Source organism: Odoribacter sp. N15.MGS-14, from assembly GCF_000980245.1.
GTDB lineage: Bacteria > Bacteroidota > Bacteroidia > Bacteroidales > Marinifilaceae > Odoribacter > Odoribacter splanchnicus.
In genome coordinates, this window is record NZ_LARE01000032.1 from 12,551 (window position 1) to 36,071 (window position 23,521).

A 23,521-nucleotide genomic window follows, 5' to 3' on the forward strand; every position below is an offset into this window, starting at 1 on the left:
CTTGGAAGGTGAAATTATCTGCTTTTTCTGTCAATACTATTTTTGTCGTACTGATGCTTTTAGGGATCAGTCTGATTCCTGTGTTGTCTTTGCAGTTGCTCCCTTCTTCCCGTTCGAACGATTTGTCGGTATCTTTCTCTTGGGATAATGCCGGCCCCGAATTACTGGAAATGGAGGTGACGACCAAATTGGAAGGGGCTTTGGCGCGGACGAGAGGGTTACGGGAAATTGTTTCGGAGACCGGGAATGGCTGGGGAACAATCAGGCTTTCTATCGATAAAGAAGAAAATATCGATGCCATTAAACTGTATCTGGGGTCTGTGGTCCGTTCGGTGAAAAGCGGATTCCCGGAAGGGGTACAGGTGTCGGAAGTACGTGGAGGAGAATACAGTTCCGGTAAAGAAGCTAAAAAAGAACGGCAGCTTTTATTGACTTACGGTATTTCAGGGCCTGGTACTACTCAGGATGTCTCCCGTTTTGCGGAAGACAATATCTCGAACATCGTCTCTACCATGCCGGGGATAGAAAGTGTGACGGTAACCGGGGCTGTTCCCATGGAATGGGTACTGATTTACGATCAGCAAGTGCTTGAAAATATCGGTATCAGTGCTTCCGATATCCGCTCAGCTTTGAACAATTATTATATGCGCCGGGATGGGGGAAAAGTATTGATCGATACCGTTCCTGCCAAAGAATATGCTTATATTATTTTCCGGGGTAATCCGCTGAGTCATGAGATCGATATGCTGAATATGCCGATCAAGACACTGGGGGATCGGATTGTTTTATTGAAAGATATCGCAACCCTGGATTATCGGGAGAAGTCTCCTTCCTCCTATTACCGGATCAATGGTCTGAATCAGTTGAATATCAATATTTTCGCAGAAAAGAATGCTAATGTGATCGACCTTTCGGCCAAAGTCAGGGATAAGATGGATTTGTTGGAAAAGGATTTCGGCGGAAAATATTCTTTGCAGATGGCTTATGATGCCAGTAAGGAACTGGAAGATGAATTGAACCAGACGCTTTTCCGGACCTTATTGACGATTTTGATTCTGCTGATTTTTGTGTTTCTGGTGAGCCGGGATTTCCGCTATTTGTTGATTATCGCCGTTTCTTTAGCTGCTAATGTGCTGATTGCTTTTGTTTTCTATTATTTCCTGAAAGTAGAAATCCATATTTATACTCTGGCAGGGATAACTGTGTCGTTCGGTATCATCATCGATAATGTGATCGTTATGGCCGATCATTACAGACATCATCGTGACCGGAAAGTATTTATGGCTATTCTGGCTGCTACGCTGACGACGATGGGGGCTTTGACCGTTATTTTCAATATGGACAATGAGATCATGCGGAATATGTGGGATTTTACTACGGTTATCATTGTCAATTTGTCCGTATCATTGTTTGTAGCTCTTTTCTTTGTACCGGCTTTGATGGAAAAAATACCGTTGCGGAAAAAAGAAGCCAGAGTGCGTGTTGCCCGCAAGAGAAAAGTTGTAAAATTTACCTGGAAATACAAGCGGTTTATCGGGTTCACCTGGAGATTCAGGAAGGCATGGGTGATTTTGGCTATTCTCGGATTCGGATTACCTGTATTTATGATTCCTTCTTCAGTGGACCGCGATAAGTCGTATGCCGAGACCTATAACCGAATCTTTAGCAGCGAATGGTTTCTGACGATCAGACCCTGGATGGATAAGCTGTTGGGAGGAAGCCTGCGCTTGTTCGTGGAAGGAGGAAAAGGGGAGTGGAGGCAAAATGACAATAACGACCGTATCCGGACCTCCCTGAGTGTAGTGATGACAATGCCGCATGGAGCGACACTGGAACAAATGAACGAGGCATTTATGAAAGTGGAAAATTTTGTCTCCGGATTTCAAGAAGTCGACCTTTTTACGACGAGTATCAGTTCTGCTAACGAGGGAAGAATGAAAATCACCTTTAAAGAAGAAGCCGAGATGACCGGTTTCCCCGAGATGCTGAAGAATGAGTTGGTGCGTTATTGTAATTCGATCGGGAATGCCGATTCACAGATTTCCGGAGTCGGAAGGAGTTTTTCCAATAGCCTGGGAGACGGTTACCGCAGTGAAGAGCTGAAGGTGGTGGGATATAATTACCGGCAAGTGATGAAGTATGCCGAAGTCTTGAAGAACAAGCTATCTGAAAACCGCCGGGTGAAGAAATTATATATCGGAAATGCCCGGAATCCCGAGAAAATGAGGGAGTTTGTGGTGAAAGTCGATAAAGCTAAACTGGCCCGTAATAATTCGAATGTCAATGATATTATGTGGAGATTGAGGAGTTTGTCTTATGCCCGGGATGAGTATACTACGGCTTATATCGATAACGAACAGACTTCTATTGTTATCCGGCCCAAAAATACGGTGGAGACCAGTATCTGGGAGATGCAGAATTATCCGGTACAGGGCGATAAAGCCACTTTCCGTTTGAGTGACGTCGGCACGATCCAATATGAGGATACGTTCGATAAGATCACGAAAACGAATCAGGAATACGATGTATCGGTACAATATGATTTTATCGGGGATTATATGTTGTCGAATAAGGTGAAAGAGAGAGTGATGAAGGAAATGAACCAGAGTATGCCGATCGGTTTCCGGGTGAAGGAAGGCCGGGATTATTGGGGAGGATACTGGAAGATGAGCAATGGGTTCGATCGGCGTATTCTGTATATCTTACTGGTATTCTGTATAATTTATTTTATCTGTGCCATCTTGCTCGAATCCTTGAAGCAAGCGATGATCGTAATGCTGATCGTGCCTTTGTCGTTTATCGGCTGTTTTTTGGGTTTTTACTGTTTCGGGCTGGTATTTAACGAAGGGGGATTGGCGGCCTTTATCCTGATGTGCGGATTATCGGTGAATGCGGTGTTGTATATTCAGAACGATTATAATAATAAGATCATTGCGGGAAAAGCGAGAGGGTTACAAACTTATTTGAGTGCCTGGAATGCGAAAATTATTCCGATTCTGCTGACGGTTATTTCCACAATTTTGGGATTTATCCCTTTCCTGATCGGAAGTAACGTGGCCGATTTTTGGATCAGCCTGGCGATCGGGACGATGAGTGGCCTTATTTTTTCTGTATTGGTGTTGATGATTTATCTGCCTTTGTTTTTTATGCGTAGGGAAGATAAAGCGGGATACAGACGGAAAAACAGTGGGGTGAAGGAAGAGGGAAGAAAATGGTTAAGTCATATTAAATTGAATAAGATACGGGGATTCATAAAGCATTGATGTTTTCCTTTTTGGTCATTAAATATTAAGAAAATGATTGGTTTTTTACTCAAACGTCCCGTCGCGGTAATCATGAGCACCATTGCCTTTTTGGTATTGGGGGCAGTGGCTATGTTTCAGCTACCGGTTTCATTGATGCCGGATGTAGATATTCCCGAGATCAGTATACATTATACTCAGGATAATGCCTCGGTCAATGAAATGGAAAACAGTATCACCAACTTACTGAGAGGGCAGCTGCAACAGATTCCGTCATTATCGGACATTACTTCCGAATCCAGGGAAGGGAGCGGAACGATAACCATGAAGTTCGAATACGGCACTTCGATCGATTATGCTTTTATCGAGGTCAATCAGAAAGTGGATGCTGCGATGAACAGCTTCCCTAAAGAGATGCAACGGCCTACGATTATTAAAGCTTCGACTTCGGATATTCCTGTATTTTATATTCAGTTGAATTTAAAAAAATTGGAATCGGATATCAAATTCCTGGAATTTTGCGAATTTGCCGATGCCGTTTTGAAAAAGCGGTTGGAGCAATTGCCGGATGTCGCGATGGTGGATATTAGCGGGATGTATCAGCCCGAAATGTATATCTTGCCCGATGAAGCCAAAATGAAGAGTCTGAATATTACCCAAGACCAATTGAAAGAAGCTATCGATCAAAATAACCGGGTGTCGGGAAGCTTGTCGATCCGGGACGGTTACTACCAATATAATATAAAATTTACCAGTCAGCTGATGTCGGTCGAAGATGTCCGGGAGGTATACCTGAATATCGAAGGGCGTCTGATGCAGGTGAAAGATATTGCCGAAGTGGGCATACGGCCGAGAGATAAGAGAGGGATGTTCGTGAATGGCGAAAAACAATCCCTGTGTATGGCGGTGATCAAACAATCGAGTGCCCGGATGTCGGAGATGAAAGAGAAAGTCAGTGAGATGCTGGAAAATTTTGAAACAGAATATCCGGATATTGAATTTTCCGTATCGCGGGATCAGGCTGCCTTACTGAATTACTCGATTACGAATTTGCAGCAGAGTTTAGTATGGGGGATTATCCTGGCTGTATTTATTATGTTGTTTTTCTTGCGGGATGCCCGTTCACCGATGATTATCGGGATCAGTATACCGGTTTCTGTGGTCATCAGTGTACTGTTTTTCCAGTTGATCGGTTTGTCTATCAATACCATTTCTCTCTCCGGTTTGATTATGGGGGTGGGGATGATGATCGATAATTCGATTATCGTCATCGATAATATCAACCAGCGAAGGGAACGGGGAGATTCGCTGTTTGTGGCTTGTGCGGACGGTACGGCCGAGATTTTCCGTCCCCTGTTGTCTTCGGTGTTGACGACTTGTGCGGTATTTGTGCCGTTGATATTTCTGGGAGGAGTTGCCGGGGCTTTGTTCTATGACCAGGCGGTAGCTGTAGGCGTCGGGCTTTTTGTCTCGCTGATCGTTTCGCTGACGATTGTCCCTGTCATTTTTTATCTTCTCTTTAAAAGAGCACATGAAGACGGGAAAATCAGTAATTTTATCAAACGGATCAGTTTTAAGCATCTGGATAAGTACTATACGATTGTCTATCACTTTGTGTTTTATCACCGCCATAAGACCATGCTGATCGTGGCTGTGCTGGTATTGTTGGGTGCTGCTACGGCTTTTTTCACTAAAGTGGAACGGATGCCTCCGGTAGAAATCAATGAAATGTTGATCCGGACAGACTGGAACAACAGTATTCATGTCGATGAAAATTATAACCGGGTGCAGGATATTATCCGGCAGTTTAAGGGACGTTGTACTGAAATATCCTGTCATATCGGTGAAAAACAGTTTTTCCTGAATCCCGAGGATAACGGTAATATCAATGAGGCGGAGTTTTATATAAAAACTACCGATAATGAAAGCCTGAAAGTTTTGGTCGGGGATATAACCGCTTATATTAAGAAAAACTATCCGGAAGCCCGGGTAGAACCGGCGAAGGTGGAAAATCTGTTCGAACAGTTGTTTAAGGGAGAAGATGCTCCTTTGATCATTTACCTCTCGGGAGAATCTGCCCGCAAGATAGAGGATTTATCGAAAATTAATGCATTCATCGACCATTTGAATGAGGAAATGCCCGGACTGAAATTGAATAAGCCTGCCGTACAGGAAAGAATCGTAGTCCATATCTTGCCCGAACGTTTGGCATTGTATAAAGTGAATCAGAATGTGCTGTTGAATACGTTGGAAAAGAATATCAGTAAGGTCAGTATCGGAAAATTGAATACGGGGAACCTTTATATTCCGATTGTCATTACTGAAAATGAACATACGATCCGGGATATTCTCAACGAGGTGTATGTGTCTAATTCGGATAGGAAGTATATTCCGGTAGCTGCGTTGACCGATTTGTCAATGGAATACGATTACAAGAAAATTTTCGGGAAAAAAGAAGGAGTCGTCGTGCCTGTTCAGGTATACAATACAGGGGATAGTATCCGGGAGATTATAAAGACGGTGAGGACAGAAGCGGTAAAAGCTAATCTGGATCCTCATTTCGGAGGGGCTTATTTCGAGGGGAATGAGACTTTCTGGCAGATGTTGATGATCGTAATCGTAGCCTTGCTGATGCTCTACTTTATTTTAGCCAGTCAATTCGAATCGTTGACATTACCTTTGATCGTATTGATCGAGATTCCGATCGATGTGGCGATGACTTTGCTGGCATTGTGGATTTGTGGGATCTCACTGAATCTGATGTCGATGATCGGTATCGTGGTCATGAGTGGTATCGTGATCAACGACTCGATTCTGAAGATCGATACGATCATCCGGCTTCAACAACAGGGATTTCCTTTGCTGGAAGCCATTCACGAAGGTGGGGTGAGGCGGTTGAAGCCGATTCTGATGACGAGTTTGACTACTATTTTTGCTTTGATCCCTTTTTTATGGGGAGACGATATCGGTTCCCAATTACAGCGGCCGCTGGCGGTAGCTATGATCAGCGGGATGACGATCGGTACACTGGTCAGTCTGTATTGGGTACCTTTGTGTTATTATTATTTGGTTAGAAAAAAAGGAGAATAGACGATGGAAACATTTACGCGGTGGGTGTATTATTTTTTGGAGTCTTTAGGTCTCGATCTCAGTTATATGACTAATCTGAATCGCCTGATTGTTCTTGTATTGATAGCCGTATTGGCTTTTCTGACAGATTGGATTTGCAGGAAAGGGATTGTGCGGTTGGTGCGTAAGGTAACCCAAAAGACAAAGGTGACCTGGGACGATCTGTTGTTTAACGATCGGGTCATGAATAATTTCTGCCACATCCTGCCGCCTGTGGTGGTATATATACTTTTGCCGATCGCTTTCCCCGACGGATCGGATGCCCTGGCGTTTATCCGAAAGCTGTGTATGGTGTATATTATAGCGGCTGCTTTGCGGTTTATCAACATTTTTCTGGGAGTCATATTCCAGTTGGCCACACAGAAGGAAGTATTTCGTGACCGGCCTCTGAAAGGTGTCTACCAGATTATTCAGGTCGCTTTGTTTTTTGTCGGTTCGATTTGCATTATTGCTGTATTGATCGAGAAATCTCCTACCCATCTTTTGGCTGGTTTGGGAGCTTCGGCTGCTATTTTAATGTTGGTTTTCAAGGATAGTATCATGGGCCTCGTTTCCGGAGTGCAACTTTCGGCCAATGATATGTTGCGCCCGGGGGATTGGATTACGATGCCTAAATACAATGCCGACGGTACGGTGATCGAAGTGACTCTGAATACAGTGAAAGTCCGTAATTTCGACAATACGATTATTACAATCCCGCCTTATGCCTTGGTGAGTGATTCGTTTCAAAACTGGAGGGGCATGCGGGAGTCCGGTGGACGTCGCGTGAAACGTTCTGTCAATTTGGATGTGAATAGTGTCTGTTTCTGTACACCGGAAATGCTGGAAAGATATAAAAAGATCGTTATTTTAAAGGAATATATCGAGCAAACCGAGCAGAAAGTACAACAATACAATCAGCAGCAGGGGATCGACGATTCTGTGCCGGTCAATGGAATACACCAGACAAATCTGGGCGTTTTCCGGGCTTATCTCGAATTATACCTGAAAAATTTACCTGTCGTAAATTCTGATTTGACGTATATGGTCCGGCAATTACAACCGACCGAAAAAGGAATCCCTTTGGAGGTGTATTTCTTCTCCAGAGAGAAAGATTGGGTGCCTTATGAGAAAATCCAGGCCGATGTTTTCGATCATATTTTTGCGGTAGTTCCTTATTTTGGTCTAAAAGTATTCCAAAATCCTTCTTCTGCAGATATAGTCCGGGTTTTAGAAAGAGTGTGATTGGTGTTTTGTATAAAACAATCCGTTTTTTTTATAAGTGTGTCTTGGTTTAATCGTTCTATCTTTGGGGGAGATAAAATGACCTAAAATCGAAAACAATGAGTAGAATTTTATTCGGATTGGTGGGGATTGCTTTGATCAGCTCGTGTACGCGTCCGGGAAATTTATATAATGGCGGACAACGGATTGCTAATTGTGTTACTTCAGAGCCTTTTGAAGTACCGGTTCAGGAGGGGTATGCCACCTATGTGATGTATGGGCAAGATACTGTCGCTATTGTCACTCAGCCGATGACCATACAAATCCCGAAAGGGATGAAAGTATCGACGAAGGGAAGTACCGGTGATGAGATCTCGATCGAATATGAAGTATTGAACGATACAGATGCTAAGATTGCTTATAATAAATCCTGGCAGGCGATTATGTTCGAAGATACCCGTTCCGGTGATTATGATTATAATGATTTGATTATCCATGTTCGGAATTTACATTCCTGGAATAAATTGCAGATCGATATTCAACCGATTGCTTTAGGGAGCCAAAAGGTGATCAAACTGGGATGTGTGATCGGTAATGATAAAAGCGAACATATCATTTCGGAAGATGTGCGTAAAGACTTGTTCGGTGGTGAAAAAGGATTTATCAATACACAAAGTGATCTGCAACCGGTCTGTTATAGCCTGGAACGCCGTCTCGACCATGAATTGGAAAAAGGGAAAGATGAATATGCTAGTATCGCCTGGTTTATTGAAGTAGATGATAATCGGTATTTTGCAATAAATGCCGATGCTGAATACAGTGACTATGATTTATTGAATGAGGAAGGGATGCCTTATGGTCTGGTCGTTTATGGTCTGAACGGCAGTCACGGTACGTTTGCTTATGCCGAAGAAAAAATTTCTTTGTTCGAAGCTTATCCGGATTTCAAAAGTTGGATTAATGGGGAAGTAGTTACTTTTGGGAAATATGCCGACAAGAAAATGATCTACAAATACAATTATGAAAAAATCCCCGGGACGACTAAGCGGATCTGGGATTGGCAATAATGGAAGGGCGACAGCCTAATCCTTCTTTTACGGTAAAAAGGTGTAGCCGTGTAGCGATAGCAACGTTAAAACTGAATGCTCTTCGTTTTTGTTTAGAATAGAATAAGTTTTAAACCTTATGAACTTTCTAAACTAATTTAATTCCAGGTTTATTTTTTCTTTCTATTCCGATTCCGGGTGAACCGGTCTGATGACACAAAAACGAAATAGAAAATGGATTCTACTCTTACTGAGATTTAAGTTCTGAAAACGGTACCGCTTTGTCCGTTTGCTTCATTGCTACTCTCCAACTACAATATCGACTTAGCATGTTTTGAGCGAGAAAAGGAGTAAAATGGGACGAAAGGTCCGTCCCCGGAGGACGGAATAAAAAACAGCAGACCGGGTAGGGCCTGCTGTTTTTTATAAAGATGAATCTTAAACTATTTGGCATAGTTGATTGCCCGGGTTTCGCGGATGACGGTTACTTTAACCTGTCCGGGGTAAGTCATTTCATCCTGGATTCGTTTTGCGATATCGAATGAGATTTTTTCTGCTTCTGCATCCGAGATTTTTTCACTCCCAACAACGACTCTCAATTCCCGTCCGGCTTGGATGGCATAGGTCTTCACAACTCCATTGTACGAGAGTGCCAGATCTTCCATATCTTTCAAGCGTTTGATATAAGATTCGACGACTTCCCGACGTGCACCCGGACGAGCTCCTGAGATCGCATCACAAGCCTGTACGATAGGTGCGATCAGTGTCGTCATTTCGATTTCTTCGTGGTGGGCTCCGATAGCATTACAGATATCCGGTTTTTCTTTATATTTTTCGGCTAATTGCATACCCAGAATAGCGTGTGGTAATTCCGGCTCGTCGTCGGGCACTTTACCGATATCATGGAGTAATCCGGCACGTTTGGCTTTCTTCACATTCAGACCCAGTTCGGCTGCCATGATCGCACAAAGATTAGCTGTTTCACGGGCATGTTGCAATAGGTTCTGACCATAAGAAGAACGATATTTCATTTTACCGATCAGACGGATCAATTCGGGATGTAAACCGTGGACTCCTAAGTCGATTGTGGTGCGCTTACCGGTTTCGATAATTTCTTCTTCGATTTGTTTTTTCACTTTATTCACTACCTCTTCGATGCGGGCAGGATGGATACGTCCGTCTGTTACCAGCTGGTGTAAAGACAGACGTGCAATTTCCCTTCTTACCGGATCGAAACCCGAGAGTACGATCGCTTCAGGAGTATCGTCGACGATGATTTCAACTCCTGTTGCAGCTTCGAGTGCGCGGATATTACGACCTTCGCGTCCGATAATCCGGCCTTTGATTTCGTCCGAATCGATGTGGAAAATAGAGACTGCATTTTCGGTCGCTGTTTCGGTCGCTACACGCTGAATCGTCTTTATCACGACCTTTTTAGCTTCCATATTGGCAGTCATTTTAGCTTCCTCCATGATCTCGTTGACATAAGAGATGGCTTCTGCCTCTGCTTCTTCTTTCAGAGAGTTGATCAGTTTTTCTTTTGCCTGCTCACCGGACATACCTGAAATGGCTTCAAGTTGTTCGATTTGCTGTTTTTTGATCTTGTCCAATTCTGCCGTTTTCTTTTCGATCAATTCTTTTTGTACTTCTATGTTGCTTTGCTGGCTTTGGAGTTCTTTCCCTTTGCGTTGTATTTCTTCCAGTTTGCGCGAAATATCGGTTTCCTGTTGTTTTAACTTGTTTTCGGCCATCAACAGCTTATTATTTCTGGCAGCAGCCTGTTTTTCATGTTCGGCTTTGATCTGTAAGAATTTTTCTTTAGCCTGAAGAATTTTATCCTTTTTGATCACTTCTGCTTCAGCTTCAGCTTCTTTGATGATATTTTGTGCCCGGTATTTCATGGCTAATCTCATAATAAACCAGCCGATCGCTATACCGACGAACAAAGCTATCACGCTTGCGATTATTGTTGTCATTGTCATATTTCTGTTATTAATTAAATTTATAATATAGTTTAATGTTACACTGTTTTCTCTTTTTGTAAATGCACAAAAAAATCCCGCACTATTTCTTTTTAATAAAACCCCTGTATGACACGGGTAGAGCTGCCATTTGATTCAGACTTCCACTGTCCCGAAGGAACTCCGAAGAGTCGAGGCCTGTCTTGTGCAAATATAAGCGTCTGCTCTAATTGTTTGAGTGTTGAGTTTTTCGCTTAAAGTCGAAATAATGCGGGAATATCTATGTTCAAAGAACTCTAAAAATACTTACTCTTTGATGAATTCATCAAGTTTCAAATTAATTTGTTCTATTTCATTAAACTTCTGTTCTTGTTGCAGCATTTTTATCGTATGCAACAGCGAAACATAAGCTAAAAAATAAAAAGGCTCCGGTTCTGTATTTCCGGTTTTATATTTTAAAACACGTTCATTAATTTCCTTTGCCGCTTTCCGGATGATCTCTTCATCTGCTGCTGAAATATTCAAATTCAGAGGTATATCGGCAATAGTTAAGTTAATGTTGCGTTTTTCAGACATAATTAATTATTCAAAAGAGCAATACATTTATCTATCTCCCGCACCAGTTGGTTGATTCGCATTTTCGCTTCATAACTTCCGTTCCCTTCCGAAATTGCACTAGCCACTCTGGTTGTTTTTAGTTTATTGTTTAAATCTTTGTTCTCTCTTTGCAGGTTTTCAAGCTCGGATTGCAAATCCTGTATTTTGCTTTCCAGACTTTTGTTCTGTTCCAGAGAGGATATATATAGTTTTATTAATTTATCTATTTTAAAATTCAGCTCGTTTATAACGGCATCGTGTTTTGCTGCCATAACTCAATCTTTTCATGACAAAGATAAAATTTATTCTTTAAATTATCAAGAGTGTTGATATATTTGCAGCATAAAATTAGTGTTTTTTTTGATATGGAAAAAAGGAGGTATAGGAAATTTATTCGTTATTTTTTGTTTAATTGGTTGTCTTTGATTTCATTAAATATATTTGCCCAGGACATGATAAAGCCGATCGATCGGCCTGTTTTGTTGAGTGGAAATTTCGGAGAATTGAGGGCGACTCACTTCCATTCGGGTATCGATATCCGGACCGGTGGGGTGGAAGGATTGCCTGTTGTGTGTGTGAAAGACGGTAAAGTTGTCCGGGTGAGTGTGTCTCCTACCGGCTATGGGCAGGCATTGTATGTGGAGCATGAGGATGGAACGACCACGGTTTACGGACATTTGCAACGTTTCAACGCTCGTATCACAGCGCTTGTCCGGCAAATTCAATACGAACAGGAAAGCTTTAAAATAGATGAAGAGGTGAGGGACAGGCAGTTGATCTTTCATCAGGGAGATACGATTGCTTTTAGTGGTAATTCCGGATCTTCCGGGGGACCACACTTGCATTTCGAAGTCAGGAATACCCGTTCTGAACATACCTTGAATCCTTTGCTTTTTTATAAGATCCGGGATAGCCGGATTCCGGTGGTGAGAGGTGTTTATCTGTATCGTGAATCGGCTTCGGGTTGTGTCGGATTGGTGAGGCGGGTGGCTTTGAAACAGTCGGCGAACGGCCGCTATACGCTCGGACAGTTGAATATTCCGGCAGGGAAAATAGGTATTGCTGTATTTGTTACGGATTATATGAATGATTCCTGGAATAAACTGGGAATTTATCGGTTAGGAGTAGTGGCCGGAAAAGATACGCTTTTTGCCATGCAGATGGATTCCTGTTCTTTTGATCAGACTTGTTTTATCAATGAAATAAAGGATTTTGACTGTTATAAGAAAAAGGAAACGGTTTATCGTTGTTTTGGTAATTATCAGGGACAGGTGATGGGGGTGAAGAATCGGAATCAGGGATGGATTACTGTCGGTGAAGACAGTATTGTACCGGTGAAAATCGATCTGAAAGATATCAATGGTAACCGGGCAACCGTAACGTTGACCCTGAAAGGCAAGGAGGCGCCTGTGCAGGAAGAACAGGAGGTGTTGCGCTATGATCGCAGCTATAGCCTGGACTTGTCCGGGGCTACGCTGGATTTAGAGGCCGGAGCTTTGTCGGCTTCGGTGCCGAAAGGGATGAAAATAGAAAAAGATACGGTTTCCGGAAGGGATATTTTTGTATTATCGGAAAAAGATGTTCCTTTGTTAAAGAAAGCCCGTTTGTCTGTGGCCGGGGAATTTGACCGGAAGGCTTTGATTTGTGAGGTGGACCGTGCCGGCAGGAAATACCCGCTTGCAACTCAGTGGAGTGAAGAGGGCCTGGTGGCGGAAATCGGCTATCTTAGCCGGTACACGATAGCCGAAGACCGGCAACCGCCGGTGATTTCTTTTTTAGGGAAATTTCCGGATGGTTCTTTGAAATTTAAGATAAAAGATGATTTTTCAGGGATTGCAACTTATCGGGGAGAGGTAAATGGCCGGTGGTGCCTGTTTTCCTATGATCCGCGCTATAATTTGATGCGTTGCAGTCTGAAAGAACCGGTTTTTGTTTCCGGTCAGGTGAATGAAGTGAAGGTTATTGTCGAAGACCGGGTCGGAAATAAAAATGAACTCCTTGTTAAAATAAAGAAATAATTATAGAAAAGGATTAATTGGAAGCATATTTATGAGAAAAGAAATACAGGAATGGATCGAAAAAGGGAATCGGACAGAAGCTATCCGCTTACTGGAAGAATGGGTCGGAAAACATCCGGCAGATGAAGAGGAGTGGTTGCTCTTGGGAGAATTGTTGTATGCCGACGGGAAAATGACGGAAGCCTTGAATAAATTCAATACGGTTCTCCGCCTGAATCCGGATCACCGGAAGGCAGCGAATTATGTGGTTATGATCAATAATATTTTGGGATACTATTGTAAAGATATGTTCAATCCTTAGGTATGAAATTATATCATAAAGCCTTTTTATACCGGCACAAATGGATACAACCTTACCTGCAAAAAGTGTTGGGTGGGATAGATGCTGTCACGTTTCTGGCAGCCTTGGCCTTGATTGGCGGTGTCGTCTATGAACATGGCTTTATTATTTCGGAAGGAGCGGAGGCAGATCTCGGTGTATTGTATCGGACCGTATGGGGCGTTTTCCTGGTTCAGACCACGATGCATATCGGGCTGGCGTATCGGGAAACGCTGAAGAAATACCGGACATTTACATGGGTATTGAATATTTTACTTTATCTGACTTTAATTCCCGTCATTTTTTTCGAACCGGAATCGGGGGCATTGAAATATTTCTGGTTATTTTTAAACAACCGTATTTTTCAGCTGATTCTGTTGTTGTTACTTTCTTTATTGCGCTTATCTTCGGGGGTGATCGGACTCTTGGGAAAACGGACCAATCCCTCCCTGATTCTGGCTGGAAGTTTCTTCCTTATTATTTGTATCGGCACCGGTTTGTTGATGTTACCTCGTTGTACCGTTGATGGTATTTCGTGGGTAAATGCTTTGTTTGTGTCCACCAGTGCTGTTTGTGTGACCGGTTTGGTACCGGTAGATGTAGCGACGACTTTCACTTCTTTGGGACAGTTGGTCATTATTATATTGATACAGATCGGTGGGTTGGGAGTAATGACGCTCACCTGTTTCTTCGCCATGTTTTTTATGGGTAATACTTCCGTATATAATCAGTTGGCGATAAGGGATATGATCAGTTCCGATTCTTTGTCGTCTCTGTTGTCGACGGTGATTTATATTTTATTTTTCACTTTAGTGATAGAAGGAGCCGGGATGTTGGTCTTGTTTCTGAGTATTCACGGTACTTTGGGGATGACGGTGCAACAGGAAATGGTGTTTGCTGCTTTTCATTCTATTTCGGCTTTTTGTAATGCCGGTTTCTCGACCTTATCGGAGAATCTCGGTAATCCTTTGGTCATGCAACACCATAATCTGCTCTATATAACCATTTCCGTATTGATTATTTTGGGAGGAATCGGTTTTCCGATCTTGGTGAATTTTAAGCATATCGCCGGTTATCATCTGAAGCGTTTGTTTTATTTTATCCGTACAGGAAAAAGGGATAGACAGCGTATCCGGCATTTGTATAATCTGAATACTAAGATTGTTTTGTTGACGACGCTGATTTTATTGACCGGTGGGACTATAGCGATTCTTCTGTTCGAATGGAACGGAGCTTTTGCGGGAATGAGTATGCCGGATAAATGGGTACAGGCCTTTTTCAATGCGACCTGTCCCCGTACGGCCGGGTTTATGAGTATCGGTTTGACCTCTTTTTCATTACAGAGTTTGTTGCTGATGTTGCTTTTAATGTTTATCGGAGGGGCTGCCCAATCTACTGCCGGCGGAGTTAAAGTGAATGCTTTTGCTGCCGCTGTATTGAGCCTTTTTGCTGTGATCCGGGGAAAAAGCCGGGTGGAGGTGTTCCGGCGGCAGCTTTCGGTGGATTCGATCAGGCGTTCCAATGCTACCCTGGTGATGTACCTTATGATTCTTTTTCTGGGTGTATTTGTCCTGAGTGTGCTTGAACCGCATGCTTCGCTATTGGCCTTGGTTTTCGAGTGTACTTCGGCTTTGAGTACCGTCGGGTCGAGTCTCGGTCTGACTCCGGCTTTAGGAGAAGCAGGTAAATTATTCGTATCCTTGCTGATGTTTATCGGGCGGGTGGGAGTCATTACGATCGTATTGGGATTCGTACCTCCGCAGAAGCATACCAAATATAAATACCCGGATGATAATTTGATCATCAACTAAGCAAGAGAGTTGTCGTATTAACATGATATACATATGAAATATATAGTCATTGGTTTGGGAAATTACGGAGGAGGTTTGGCCGAGGAGTTGATGGCCATCGGACACGAAGTCATCGGTGTCGATCAGAACGAAGGGCGGGTGGATAATCTGAAAGACAAGATTACCACGGCTTTTGTGTTGGATGCAACGGATGAACTGGCTCTGGAAACTTTGCCACTCCGAGAGATCGATGTGGTGATTGTCGCTATCGGAGAAAATTTCGGGGCTTCTGTACGGGTGGTCGCTTTGCTGAAACAAAAGAAAGTGAAGCATATCTTTGCCCGGGCTATAGATTCGGTGCATAAGGCGATACTGGAAGCTTTCGCTATCGACAAAGTGCTGACCCCTGAAAAAGATGCCGCCCGCGAATTTGTACAGTTCCTGGCTTTGGGTATTCATGCCGAGTCGTTCCGGGTCGACGAAGACTATTATGTGATTAAGTTTAAAGTGCCTCGGAAATGTGCCGGTTATCCTTTGAGCGGAATGAACCTCGAAGAGGATTTTCATTTAAAACTGATTGCTTTGAAGCAGGCTGCCGAAGTGAAAAATATACTGGGAATGAAAAAACTGACTAAAGAGGTGATGACGGTTATTCCCGGCAATTACCTGTTGAAAGAGGAAGACGAATTGGTGTGTTACGGTTTGTATAAAGATTTTCAGGCCTTGTGGAAAGCATTTTAAAAATCGGGGTAAATTTTCTTTCCCTTTTACTTTTTACTTTTTACTTTTTCCCTTATCTTTGCCGTCCATTTTGAATAGGTTTAACGCATTAAAAATCAATCCACTTTGGAAGGGGGTGCTTAAATTCGGACAAGCGGTGCTTGCCATGAAGTAGAAAAGAACTGAAAATAGAAGACAAAATGACCTCAGGAAGAGACTAAGCCGGAGGTTGTAATGGGAGGGTGTTACCCTGTTGTTATTTTATTTAATGCGTTTATTATAAACTATAAAAATTAGAAATCATGATTATTGTACCTTTAAAAGAAGGCGAAAATATCGAGAGAGCCTTAAAGAAATTCAAGAGAAAATTCGAAAAAACCGGTATTGTAAAAGAATTGAGAGATCGTCAGGCTTTCACAAAACCATCAGTACGTAACCGGGCCCAGCGGATCAAAGCTGCCTACAAACAGAGTTTGCAACAGGCAGAAGAATAATTTTCTTCCCGGGCTTGTTTTTCCCGGAGGAAAGTGTTAAATTGGGTTCGTTTTAAGAACGATGAGTATGGAAATAGATTCATTTCTGAGTTATTTGAAAAATATTAAGCGCTATTCAGCGCTTACTATTACAGCTTATAAAGAAGATTTGAATCAGTTTCGTGAGTTCTGTGAAAAAGTGGAATTGATCCGGCAGGATGAGGAAATTACTTCCAAGATGGTCCGGCGGTTTGAAATGGGATTGATGTCCGGTGGGTTGAAGATTGGCGGGGTGGACGGTGAAGAAAAGCTGAGGCCGATGACTGCCCGTTCCGTTAGGCGTAAATTGAGTTCTTTACGGACTTATTTCCGTTATCTGGTACGGGAGGGAAAGTTGACAGAAGATCCGACGGAGATTGTCGTGGCACCTAAAATGGGAAAGCGATTGCCGGTGTTTGTGCCCGATTATCAAATGGATGAGGTGTTGGATAAACACGCTTCCGACAAGGATTTTGCAAATATCCGTGATCGGATGGTGTTGATGACGGCTTATTATACCGGAATGAGACGCTCGGAACTGGTGGCATTGAAATTGGAAGACATCGATTTGGGGGGAGCGGTGATCCGGGTGAATGGGAAAGGAGACAAACAACGGATTGTTCCCATGTTACCGGAATTGGCCGGAGATCTCCGGATTTATCTGAACAAGCGGGAAGAACTGGTAGGTGAAAAACATCAGTTTGTATTCGTTACGGATAAAGGAAAACCGGTATACGATAAATTTATTTATCGTTTAGCTGTAAAATATCTGGGCGAAGTCACTTCGTTGAAGAAACGAAGTCCGCATGTCTTGCGGCATTCTTTTGCTACGGCTCTGTTGAATAACGGAGCCTGTATCGAGGCTATCCGTGAATTACTCGGCCATGCCGGACTGGCTGCGACTCAAATCTATACTCATAATTCTTTTGAGAGTTTGAAAAAGGTTTATAACCAAGCTCATCCCCGGGCTTAAAATTTAAGGAGGAAGTACTATGGAAATTAAAATTAATGCGGTTGGTTTTTCAGCAAGTTCTCAGTTGGAAGATTTCATTCAGAAGAAAATTTCTAAATTAGATAAATACCACGACGGAATTATCGGTTCGGAAGTTACCTTGAAACTGGAAAAAGACGATAATCTGGAAAATAAAGTAGTCGAAGTACTGTTGAATGTTAAAGGCCAAGAAGTTTTTGCAAAGAAAAATGCAAAGAAATTCGAGGAAGCAGTCGATGAGCTTTATGATGTAGTAAAGCGTCAATTGGTGAAAATCAAAGAGAAAGAAAGAGAGTGCTGATAAGACTAAAGGCGAGAAGATCGAAGCTAAAGGTTAAAGACTGGAAAGCTAAAAGCGGGAAGGTTAAAAAAGCAGGGGAGGAAAGGCTGGAGGCGGATGAGTAAAACCTGAGCGAGAGTCGGAAACCGATAGTCGGATAAAAAGTTGAAACACAAACATTCAACTTTAAAGAAAATAATTTTGTAGAACAGAATTATTTAATTATATTTGCACGCTCAAAAGAGTGGGCTGAATAGGCTTGTTGTATGCAGGTCTTTGATTCCCCTGATGAGTTTTAGTTTGTATATAGAGTTATTTGAGATAAATTGTTTAATAATAAAAAGTTTTTAAGTCATGGCTAAAGAAAAGTTTGACAGGTCAAAACCACACGTAAATATTGGAACTATCGGTCACGTAGACCACGGTAAAACCACTTTGACTGCTGCTATCACTACTGTGTTGGCAAAAAAAGGTCTTTCAGAGTTGCGTTCTTTCGATTCTATCGATAATGCTCCGGAAGAAAAGGAAAGAGGTATTACCATCAATACTTCTCACGTTGAGTATTCTACCGCTAACCGTCACTATGCTCACGTTGACTGTCCGGGTCACGCCGACTATGTAAAGAACATGGTTACTGGTGCTGCTCAGATGGACGGTGCTATCCTGGTTTGTGCTGCTACTGATGGTCCGATGCCTCAGACCCGTGAACACATTCTTTTGGCTCGTCAGGTAAACGTTCCGAGAATCGTTGTATTCCTGAATAAAGTGGATATGGTGGATGATCCTGAAATGTTGGAACTGGTTGAAATGGAAGTTCGTGAACTGTTGTCTTTCTATCAATATGATGGTGACAATACTCCGATCATCTTAGGTTCTGCACTGGGAGCATTGAACGGCGAGGCTAAATGGGAAGAAAAAGTAATGGAATTGATGGATGCTGTTGATAACTGGATTCCACTTCCTCCGCGTGATAATGAAAAACCGTTCCTGATGCCGGTTGAAGACGTATTCTCAATCACCGGTCGTGGTACTGTTGCTACCGGTCGTATCGAAACCGGTGTTGTACATGTAGGTGATGAATTGGAAATTATCGGTCTGGGTGCTGATGGTAAGAAAACCGTTTGTACCGGAGTTGAAATGTTCCGTAAATTATTGGATGAAGGAGAAGCTGGTGATAACGTTGGTCTGTTGCTGCGTGGTATCGACAAAAACGAAATCAAACGTGGTATGGTACTGGCAAAACCGGGTTCAGTTAAACCGCACAGCAAATTTAAAGCTGAGGTTTATATCCTGAAGAAAGAAGAAGGTGGTCGTCACACTCCGTTCCACAACAAGTACAGACCTCAGTTCTATCTGCGTACGATGGACGTTACCGGTGAAATCACTCTGCCGGAAGGAACTGAAATGGTAATGCCGGGAGATAACGTAACAATTACTGTTGAATTGTTGACTCCGGTAGCATGTTCAGTAGGTCTTCGGTTCGCTATCCGTGAAGGTGGACGTACCGTAGGTGCCGGTCAGATTACTGAAATCCTTGGTTAATATCTGATTTGTGATTCCGGTCTGCAAACTTGTATCGATCGGAGTCCGAATCCTGAAGGATATTTTTACGGTTTACGGTTACCGGTTCTCCGGATAATCGTAAATCGTAAATTAAAAATCCGAAATAAAGATACGGGTGTAGCTCAGTTGGTAGAGCACTGGTCTCCAAAACCAGGTGTCGGGAGTTCGAGTCTCTCCTCCCGTGCTGAAATGTTTTAATTTTAAATTTTAAATTGTAAATTTGCAGGCAATTTAAAATTTACAATCGAAGATCTAAAATGAAAATAAAAGCTTATTTCGCAGACGTTTATAACGAGCTGGTCAATAAAGTCTCCTGGCCATCATGGTCTGAACTCCAGAGCAGTGCTACCATAGTAATGATAGCTTCCGTCATTATTGCAATTGGTATATTTGTAATGGACTTTTCGTTCAGACACATTATGGATTTCATATATAGTATGTTTTATTAATCTTCAGAACTACATGGCAGAAATTAAAAAAAGATGGTATGTACTTCGTGTGATCGGCGGGAAAGAGAAGAAGGTAAAGGAGTACATCGAGAATGAAGTTGCCAGTCTAGGGCTGCAAGATTATGTTTCACAGGTTTTGATACCTACCGAGAAAATTTATCAGGTACGTAACGGTAAAAAGATCAGCAAAGAGCGGAACTTTTTTCCCGGTTATGTAATGATAGAGGCGGCTCTTGTTGGTGAGATTCCCCACATGCTTCGTGATATCACGAACGTGATAGGCTTCCTGGGGGAAACTAAAGGGGGCGATCCGGTGCCGATGCGTCAATCGGAAATCAACCGGATTCTGGGTACAGTAGATGAACTGTCGGAACAGCCCGAGGAGATAAACATACCTTATGTCGTTGGCGAATCGGTAAAAGTTACTGACGGTCCGTTCAACGGTTTTACCGGCGTGATAGAGGAAGTGAACAATGACAAAAAACGAGTGAAAGTAATTGTCAAGGTTTTTGGTCGTCAGACACCACTCGAATTGAGTTTCATGCAGGTAGAAAAAGAATAAACAAATATTAGTTCTTAAAGTTTTTAAAGTTTCTAAAGTTCTTAAAGTGTGTTCTGCTCTGGTTGTGATTAAAGCAGCACTGCAGTTTTCATTAACTTTATAAACCTTATAACTTTATAAACTTTCAAACTCTAAAAAAAATGGCAAAAGAAGTTGAAGCTCTTATCAAGCTACAGATTAAAGCTGGTGCCGCGAATCCTTCTCCTCCAGTGGGTCCTGCTTTAGGTTCTAAAGGAGTCAATATTATGGACTTCTGCAAACAATTCAATGCAAGAACTCAGGACCAGGCAGGTAAGATCATTCCGGTGATTATTCAGGTTTACGGTGATAAATCTTTTGATTTCATTACCAAACAGCCCCCTGTTGCTATTCAGCTTTTGGAAGCAGCAAAACTCAAATCCGGTTCTGCAGAACCTAACCGTAAAAAGGTGGCTTCTTTGTCTTGGGACAAAGTAAAGGAAATTGCAGAAGGCAAAATGAGCGATTTGAATGCTTTTGAAATTGAAAAAGCAATGAGCATGGTAGCTGGAACTGCCAGAAGTATGGGGATCACCATCGATGGTGAGAAACCTTTTTAATGAATTCGTAATACTTCAAACGTAATGAGTAAACTGACAAAAAATAAGAAGTTAGCTTTAGAAAAGATCGAAGATGGTAGAGCTTATACCATTGAAGAAGCTGCTCAGCTGGTGAAAGAAATTACTTTTACCAAGTTTGATGCGTCAGTTGACATAGACGTTCGTCTGGGTGTAGACCCGCGTAAAGCCAATCAAATGGTTCGCGGTGTCGTTACATTGCCCCATGGAACCGGTAAAGATATCAGAGTATTGGTACTTTGTACCCCTGATAAGGTTGAAGAAGCCAAAGCTGCCGGTGCCGACTATGTTGGATTGGATGAGTATATTGAAAAGTTGAAATCAGGTTGGACTGATATCGACATCATTATTACTATGCCGGCCATCATGGGTAAAATTGGTGCTTTAGGACGAATCCTAGGTCCGCGTGGATTGATGCCAAACCCGAAGAGCGGTACTGTTACCATGGAAATCGGTAAAGCCGTAAAAGAGGTTAAGCAGGGAAAAATTGATTTTAAAGTTGACAAATTTGGTATCGTACACACTTCTATCGGTAAAGTAAACTTTGAAGCAGAAAAGATTATGGATAATGCCCGTGAATTTATGGCTACGATCCAAAAACTGAAACCTTCTTCTGCAAAAGGTACTTATGTGAAGAGTGTATTCCTGTCAAGTACAATGAGTCCCGGTATTAAATTAGACCTTAAGTCATTACTTGATTAATTATTAACCTTTAAAGGACCATTTGTAGAATGAAAAGGGAAGAAAAACAAGTAATCATAGACAATTTAACCGAGCAGATAAAAGCACACAAGCATATCTATATCAGTGATATCTCTGAATTGGATGCAGCTGCGACACAAGAGTTGCGTAGAGCTTGCTTCAAAGCAGGAATTAAACTGATTCAGGTAAAAAACACTTTGTTGCGTGTTGCTTTGGACGGTTTGGAAGCTGACTATAATGAAATTTATAGTGCTTTGACCGGTTCTAGCGCTGTGATGCTGTCTGAGACAGGTAATGCTCCTGCGAAACTGATCAAAGAGTTCCGTAAGAACCATGACAAACCTGTATTGAAGGCTGCTTTCGTGGAAGAATGTGCCTATGTGGGTGAAAACCAACTGGACGCTCTGGTTAGCATCAAATCGAAAGAAGAGTTGCTGGGAGATATCGTACTGTTGCTGCAATCACCGATGCAGAAGCTTATCTCTGCCCTGGAATCAGGGAAGAATACTATCGGCGGAGTGCTTAAAACTCTTGAAGATAGAGCATAAATATTATTATTATTTTTTGAATAAAAACATTTTAAATACTTATCGAAATGGCAGATTTGAAAAAACTTGCAGAAGAATTAGTTAACCTGACAGTAAAAGACGTAAAAGAGTTAGCTGACATCCTTAAAGAAGAATACGGTATCGAACCTGCAGCTGCTGCTGTTGCTGTAGCTGCTCCTGCTGCTGGTGGCGAAGGTGCTGCTGCTGCTGAACAGACCGAGTTCGACGTAATCCTGAAATCAGGTGGTCAGTCTAAACTGGCTGTTGTGAAGTTAGTGAAAGAGCTGACCGGTCTTGGACTGAAAGAAGCTAAAGAATTAGTTGACAAAGCTCCGGCTCCTTTGAAAGAAAAAGTTTCTAAAGAAGAAGCTGCACAATTGAAAGCTCAACTGGAAGAAGCAGGAGCTGAAGTTGAACTTAAATAAGTCATAAGACCCTCCATGGGTTTCGAGGTTTAGAGTCACTTTTTGACTCTAAACCATTTTGTTGTTATTATTGTTTAGGTTCCAAAAAATTATTAGATGTCTTCAAATACTTCAAACAAAAGAATAAGCTTTGCCTCCACGAAAAATCAGTTGCAATATCCTGATTTTCTTGAAGTGCAATTAAAGTCTTTCAAGGACTTTTTTCAATTGGGTACGACGCCTGAAAACAGAAAGAACGAAGGCCTGTATACTGTTTTCAAGGAGAACTTCCCAATCACCGACACCCGGAACAATTTTGTTCTGGAATTTTTGGACTACTTCATCGACCCGCCCCGTTATTCGATAGACGAATGTCTGGAGCAAGGATTGACTTACGGAGCTCCGTTGAAGGCCAAACTGAAGTTGTATTGTACGGATCCCGAACACGAGGATTTCGACACGGTGATTGAAGACGTATATCTGGGGAATGTTCCGTATATGACGCCCAAAGGCACCTTTGTGATTAACGGAGCCGAGCGTGTGATCGTATCTCAGTTGCACAGATCACCGGGTGTATTTTTCGGACAGAGCGTTCATGCTAATGGTACCAAACTTTATTCCGCCAGAATTATCCCGTTCAAGGGTTCCTGGATCGAGTTCGCGACAGACATCAACAATGTGATGTATGCTTACATCGACCGGAAGAAAAAATTGCCGGTAACGACTTTGTTACGTGCTATCGGCTTTGAGACGGATAAGGATATCTTGCAGATATTCGACCTGGCGGATGAAATAAATGTTTCCAAAACGGGATTGAAAAAAGTCGTTGGCCGTCGGTTGGCTGCGCGTGTTTTGAAGACCTGGGTGGAAGATTTCGTGGATGAAGATA

General features: G+C 42.4%; 21 protein-coding genes, 1 tRNA gene and 1 pseudogene. 20 read left to right on the forward strand and 3 right to left on the reverse strand.

Annotated elements, in window-relative coordinates:
- Positions 1-8: 8 nt before the first annotated feature.
- The 4 genes from WS34_RS08430 (at position 9) to WS34_RS08445 (ending at position 8,641) form a co-directional block, all read left to right on the forward strand.
- Positions 9-3,263, forward strand: coding sequence for an efflux RND transporter permease subunit (locus tag WS34_RS08430; RefSeq protein WP_046404272.1), 3,255 nt, complete (start codon positions 9-11; stop codon positions 3,261-3,263).
- Between the two features lie 33 nt (positions 3,264-3,296).
- Complete coding sequence (locus WS34_RS08435; RefSeq protein ID WP_046404274.1) at positions 3,297-6,332, forward strand: efflux RND transporter permease subunit; 3,036 nt, start codon at positions 3,297-3,299, stop codon at positions 6,330-6,332.
- A 3-nt stretch (positions 6,333-6,335) separates the two neighbouring features.
- Positions 6,336-7,595: a mechanosensitive ion channel family protein gene (locus tag WS34_RS08440; protein ID WP_022160402.1), complete on the forward strand. Its 1,260-nt coding sequence runs from the start codon at positions 6,336-6,338 to the stop codon at positions 7,593-7,595.
- Between the two features lie 98 nt (positions 7,596-7,693).
- Entirely contained in the window at positions 7,694-8,641 is a 948-nt protein-coding gene (locus tag WS34_RS08445) for a DUF4842 domain-containing protein (RefSeq protein WP_046404276.1), read from the forward strand.
- A gap of 422 nt (positions 8,642-9,063) precedes the next feature.
- Here WS34_RS08445 and rny read toward each other — a convergent pair whose 3' ends face one another.
- The 3 genes from rny to WS34_RS08460 form a co-directional block, all read right to left on the reverse strand.
- Positions 9,064-10,602 carry a ribonuclease Y gene (gene rny, locus WS34_RS08450; RefSeq protein ID WP_013612184.1) on the reverse strand — a complete coding sequence of 513 codons (1,539 nt, stop codon included), beginning with the start codon at positions 10,600-10,602 and terminating at the stop codon, positions 9,064-9,066.
- A 285-nt stretch (positions 10,603-10,887) separates the two neighbouring features.
- The gene (locus tag WS34_RS08455) at positions 10,888-11,157 is read right to left on the reverse strand and encodes a cell division protein ZapA (RefSeq protein WP_013612183.1); all 270 of its coding nucleotides are present in this window, start codon (positions 11,155-11,157) and stop codon (positions 10,888-10,890) included.
- A gap of 2 nt (positions 11,158-11,159) precedes the next feature.
- Positions 11,160-11,450 carry a coiled-coil domain-containing protein gene (locus WS34_RS08460; protein ID WP_013612182.1) on the reverse strand — a complete coding sequence of 97 codons (291 nt, stop codon included), beginning with the start codon at positions 11,448-11,450 and terminating at the stop codon, positions 11,160-11,162.
- 150 nt (positions 11,451-11,600) lie between these two features.
- Here WS34_RS08460 and WS34_RS08465 point away from each other — a divergent pair, with 150 nt between their 5' ends.
- The 16 genes and pseudogenes from WS34_RS08465 to rpoB form a co-directional block, all read left to right on the forward strand.
- Entirely contained in the window at positions 11,601-13,196 is a 1,596-nt protein-coding gene (locus WS34_RS08465; protein WP_286693689.1) for a M23 family metallopeptidase, read from the forward strand.
- A gap of 31 nt (positions 13,197-13,227) precedes the next feature.
- Positions 13,228-13,497 carry a tetratricopeptide repeat protein gene (locus WS34_RS08470; protein ID WP_046404279.1) on the forward strand — a complete coding sequence of 90 codons (270 nt, stop codon included), beginning with the start codon at positions 13,228-13,230 and terminating at the stop codon, positions 13,495-13,497.
- Positions 13,498-13,499: 2 nt separating this feature from the next.
- Positions 13,500-15,326, forward strand: a complete 1,827-nt coding sequence (locus tag WS34_RS08475; protein WP_046404281.1) for a TrkH family potassium uptake protein — start codon at positions 13,500-13,502, stop codon at positions 15,324-15,326.
- A gap of 33 nt (positions 15,327-15,359) precedes the next feature.
- The gene (locus WS34_RS08480; RefSeq protein WP_046404283.1) at positions 15,360-16,046 is read left to right on the forward strand and encodes a potassium channel family protein; all 687 of its coding nucleotides are present in this window, start codon (positions 15,360-15,362) and stop codon (positions 16,044-16,046) included.
- 281 nt (positions 16,047-16,327) lie between these two features.
- The gene (gene rpsU, locus WS34_RS08485) at positions 16,328-16,519 is read left to right on the forward strand and encodes a 30S ribosomal protein S21 (protein ID WP_022160408.1); all 192 of its coding nucleotides are present in this window, start codon (positions 16,328-16,330) and stop codon (positions 16,517-16,519) included.
- 67 nt (positions 16,520-16,586) lie between these two features.
- A complete protein-coding gene (locus WS34_RS08490; protein WP_046404298.1) occupies positions 16,587-17,510 on the forward strand; it encodes a tyrosine-type recombinase/integrase in 924 nt (307 codons plus the stop codon).
- Between the two features lie 19 nt (positions 17,511-17,529).
- On the forward strand, positions 17,530-17,829 hold the full coding sequence (gene hpf / locus WS34_RS08495) for a ribosome hibernation-promoting factor, HPF/YfiA family (protein WP_013612175.1): 300 nt from the start codon (positions 17,530-17,532) through the stop codon (positions 17,827-17,829).
- 333 nt (positions 17,830-18,162) lie between these two features.
- Positions 18,163-19,350 (forward strand): elongation factor Tu, encoded by a 1,188-nt coding sequence (gene tuf, locus WS34_RS08500; RefSeq protein WP_046404285.1) that lies wholly within the window; start codon positions 18,163-18,165, stop codon positions 19,348-19,350.
- Positions 19,351-19,482: 132 nt separating this feature from the next.
- Positions 19,483-19,555: transfer RNA gene (locus tag WS34_RS08505), tRNA-Trp, on the forward strand.
- Between the two features lie 73 nt (positions 19,556-19,628).
- Positions 19,629-19,820 (forward strand): preprotein translocase subunit SecE, encoded by a 192-nt coding sequence (gene secE, locus WS34_RS08510; RefSeq protein ID WP_013612173.1) that lies wholly within the window; start codon positions 19,629-19,631, stop codon positions 19,818-19,820.
- Positions 19,821-19,833: 13 nt separating this feature from the next.
- Positions 19,834-20,382: a transcription termination/antitermination protein NusG gene (gene nusG, locus WS34_RS08515; RefSeq protein ID WP_013612172.1), complete on the forward strand. Its 549-nt coding sequence runs from the start codon at positions 19,834-19,836 to the stop codon at positions 20,380-20,382.
- Positions 20,383-20,522: 140 nt separating this feature from the next.
- Entirely contained in the window at positions 20,523-20,960 is a 438-nt protein-coding gene (gene rplK / locus WS34_RS08520; protein ID WP_013612171.1) for a 50S ribosomal protein L11, read from the forward strand.
- A 24-nt stretch (positions 20,961-20,984) separates the two neighbouring features.
- Positions 20,985-21,680 (forward strand): 50S ribosomal protein L1, encoded by a 696-nt coding sequence (gene rplA / locus WS34_RS08525; protein ID WP_013612170.1) that lies wholly within the window; start codon positions 20,985-20,987, stop codon positions 21,678-21,680.
- A 29-nt stretch (positions 21,681-21,709) separates the two neighbouring features.
- Positions 21,710-22,228 (forward strand): 50S ribosomal protein L10, encoded by a 519-nt coding sequence (rplJ, locus tag WS34_RS08530; RefSeq protein WP_013612169.1) that lies wholly within the window; start codon positions 21,710-21,712, stop codon positions 22,226-22,228.
- A 47-nt stretch (positions 22,229-22,275) separates the two neighbouring features.
- Positions 22,276-22,653, forward strand: a complete 378-nt coding sequence (gene rplL / locus WS34_RS08535; RefSeq protein WP_013612168.1) for a 50S ribosomal protein L7/L12 — start codon at positions 22,276-22,278, stop codon at positions 22,651-22,653.
- Positions 22,654-22,749: 96 nt separating this feature from the next.
- Positions 22,750-23,521: pseudogene (gene rpoB / locus WS34_RS08540) on the forward strand (DNA-directed RNA polymerase subunit beta); the annotation flags it as partial.

What these genes read in the sequence shown, in the direction of transcription:
- WS34_RS08435 (WP_046404274.1), top strand. Translation starts at nt 3,297, where the DNA reads ATGATTGGTTTTTTACTCAAACGTCCCGTCGCGGTAATCATGAGCACC.
- WS34_RS08440 (WP_022160402.1), top strand. Translation starts at nt 6,336, where the DNA reads ATGGAAACATTTACGCGGTGGGTGTATTATTTTTTGGAGTCTTTAGGT.
- WS34_RS08445 (WP_046404276.1), top strand. Translation starts at nt 7,694, where the DNA reads ATGAGTAGAATTTTATTCGGATTGGTGGGGATTGCTTTGATCAGCTCG.
- rny (WP_013612184.1), bottom strand. Translation starts at nt 10,602, where the DNA reads ATGACAATGACAACAATAATCGCAAGCGTGATAGCTTTGTTCGTCGGT.
- WS34_RS08455 (WP_013612183.1), bottom strand. Translation starts at nt 11,157, where the DNA reads ATGTCTGAAAAACGCAACATTAACTTAACTATTGCCGATATACCTCTG.
- WS34_RS08460 (WP_013612182.1), bottom strand. Translation starts at nt 11,450, where the DNA reads ATGGCAGCAAAACACGATGCCGTTATAAACGAGCTGAATTTTAAAATA.
- WS34_RS08470 (WP_046404279.1), top strand. Translation starts at nt 13,228, where the DNA reads ATGAGAAAAGAAATACAGGAATGGATCGAAAAAGGGAATCGGACAGAA.
- WS34_RS08475 (WP_046404281.1), top strand. Translation starts at nt 13,500, where the DNA reads ATGAAATTATATCATAAAGCCTTTTTATACCGGCACAAATGGATACAA.
- WS34_RS08480 (WP_046404283.1), top strand. Translation starts at nt 15,360, where the DNA reads ATGAAATATATAGTCATTGGTTTGGGAAATTACGGAGGAGGTTTGGCC.
- rpsU (WP_022160408.1), top strand. Translation starts at nt 16,328, where the DNA reads ATGATTATTGTACCTTTAAAAGAAGGCGAAAATATCGAGAGAGCCTTA.
- WS34_RS08490 (WP_046404298.1), top strand. Translation starts at nt 16,587, where the DNA reads ATGGAAATAGATTCATTTCTGAGTTATTTGAAAAATATTAAGCGCTAT.
- hpf (WP_013612175.1), top strand. Translation starts at nt 17,530, where the DNA reads ATGGAAATTAAAATTAATGCGGTTGGTTTTTCAGCAAGTTCTCAGTTG.
- tuf (WP_046404285.1), top strand. Translation starts at nt 18,163, where the DNA reads ATGGCTAAAGAAAAGTTTGACAGGTCAAAACCACACGTAAATATTGGA.
- secE (WP_013612173.1), top strand. Translation starts at nt 19,629, where the DNA reads ATGAAAATAAAAGCTTATTTCGCAGACGTTTATAACGAGCTGGTCAAT.
- nusG (WP_013612172.1), top strand. Translation starts at nt 19,834, where the DNA reads ATGGCAGAAATTAAAAAAAGATGGTATGTACTTCGTGTGATCGGCGGG.
- rplK (WP_013612171.1), top strand. Translation starts at nt 20,523, where the DNA reads ATGGCAAAAGAAGTTGAAGCTCTTATCAAGCTACAGATTAAAGCTGGT.
- rplA (WP_013612170.1), top strand. Translation starts at nt 20,985, where the DNA reads ATGAGTAAACTGACAAAAAATAAGAAGTTAGCTTTAGAAAAGATCGAA.
- rplJ (WP_013612169.1), top strand. Translation starts at nt 21,710, where the DNA reads ATGAAAAGGGAAGAAAAACAAGTAATCATAGACAATTTAACCGAGCAG.
- rplL (WP_013612168.1), top strand. Translation starts at nt 22,276, where the DNA reads ATGGCAGATTTGAAAAAACTTGCAGAAGAATTAGTTAACCTGACAGTA.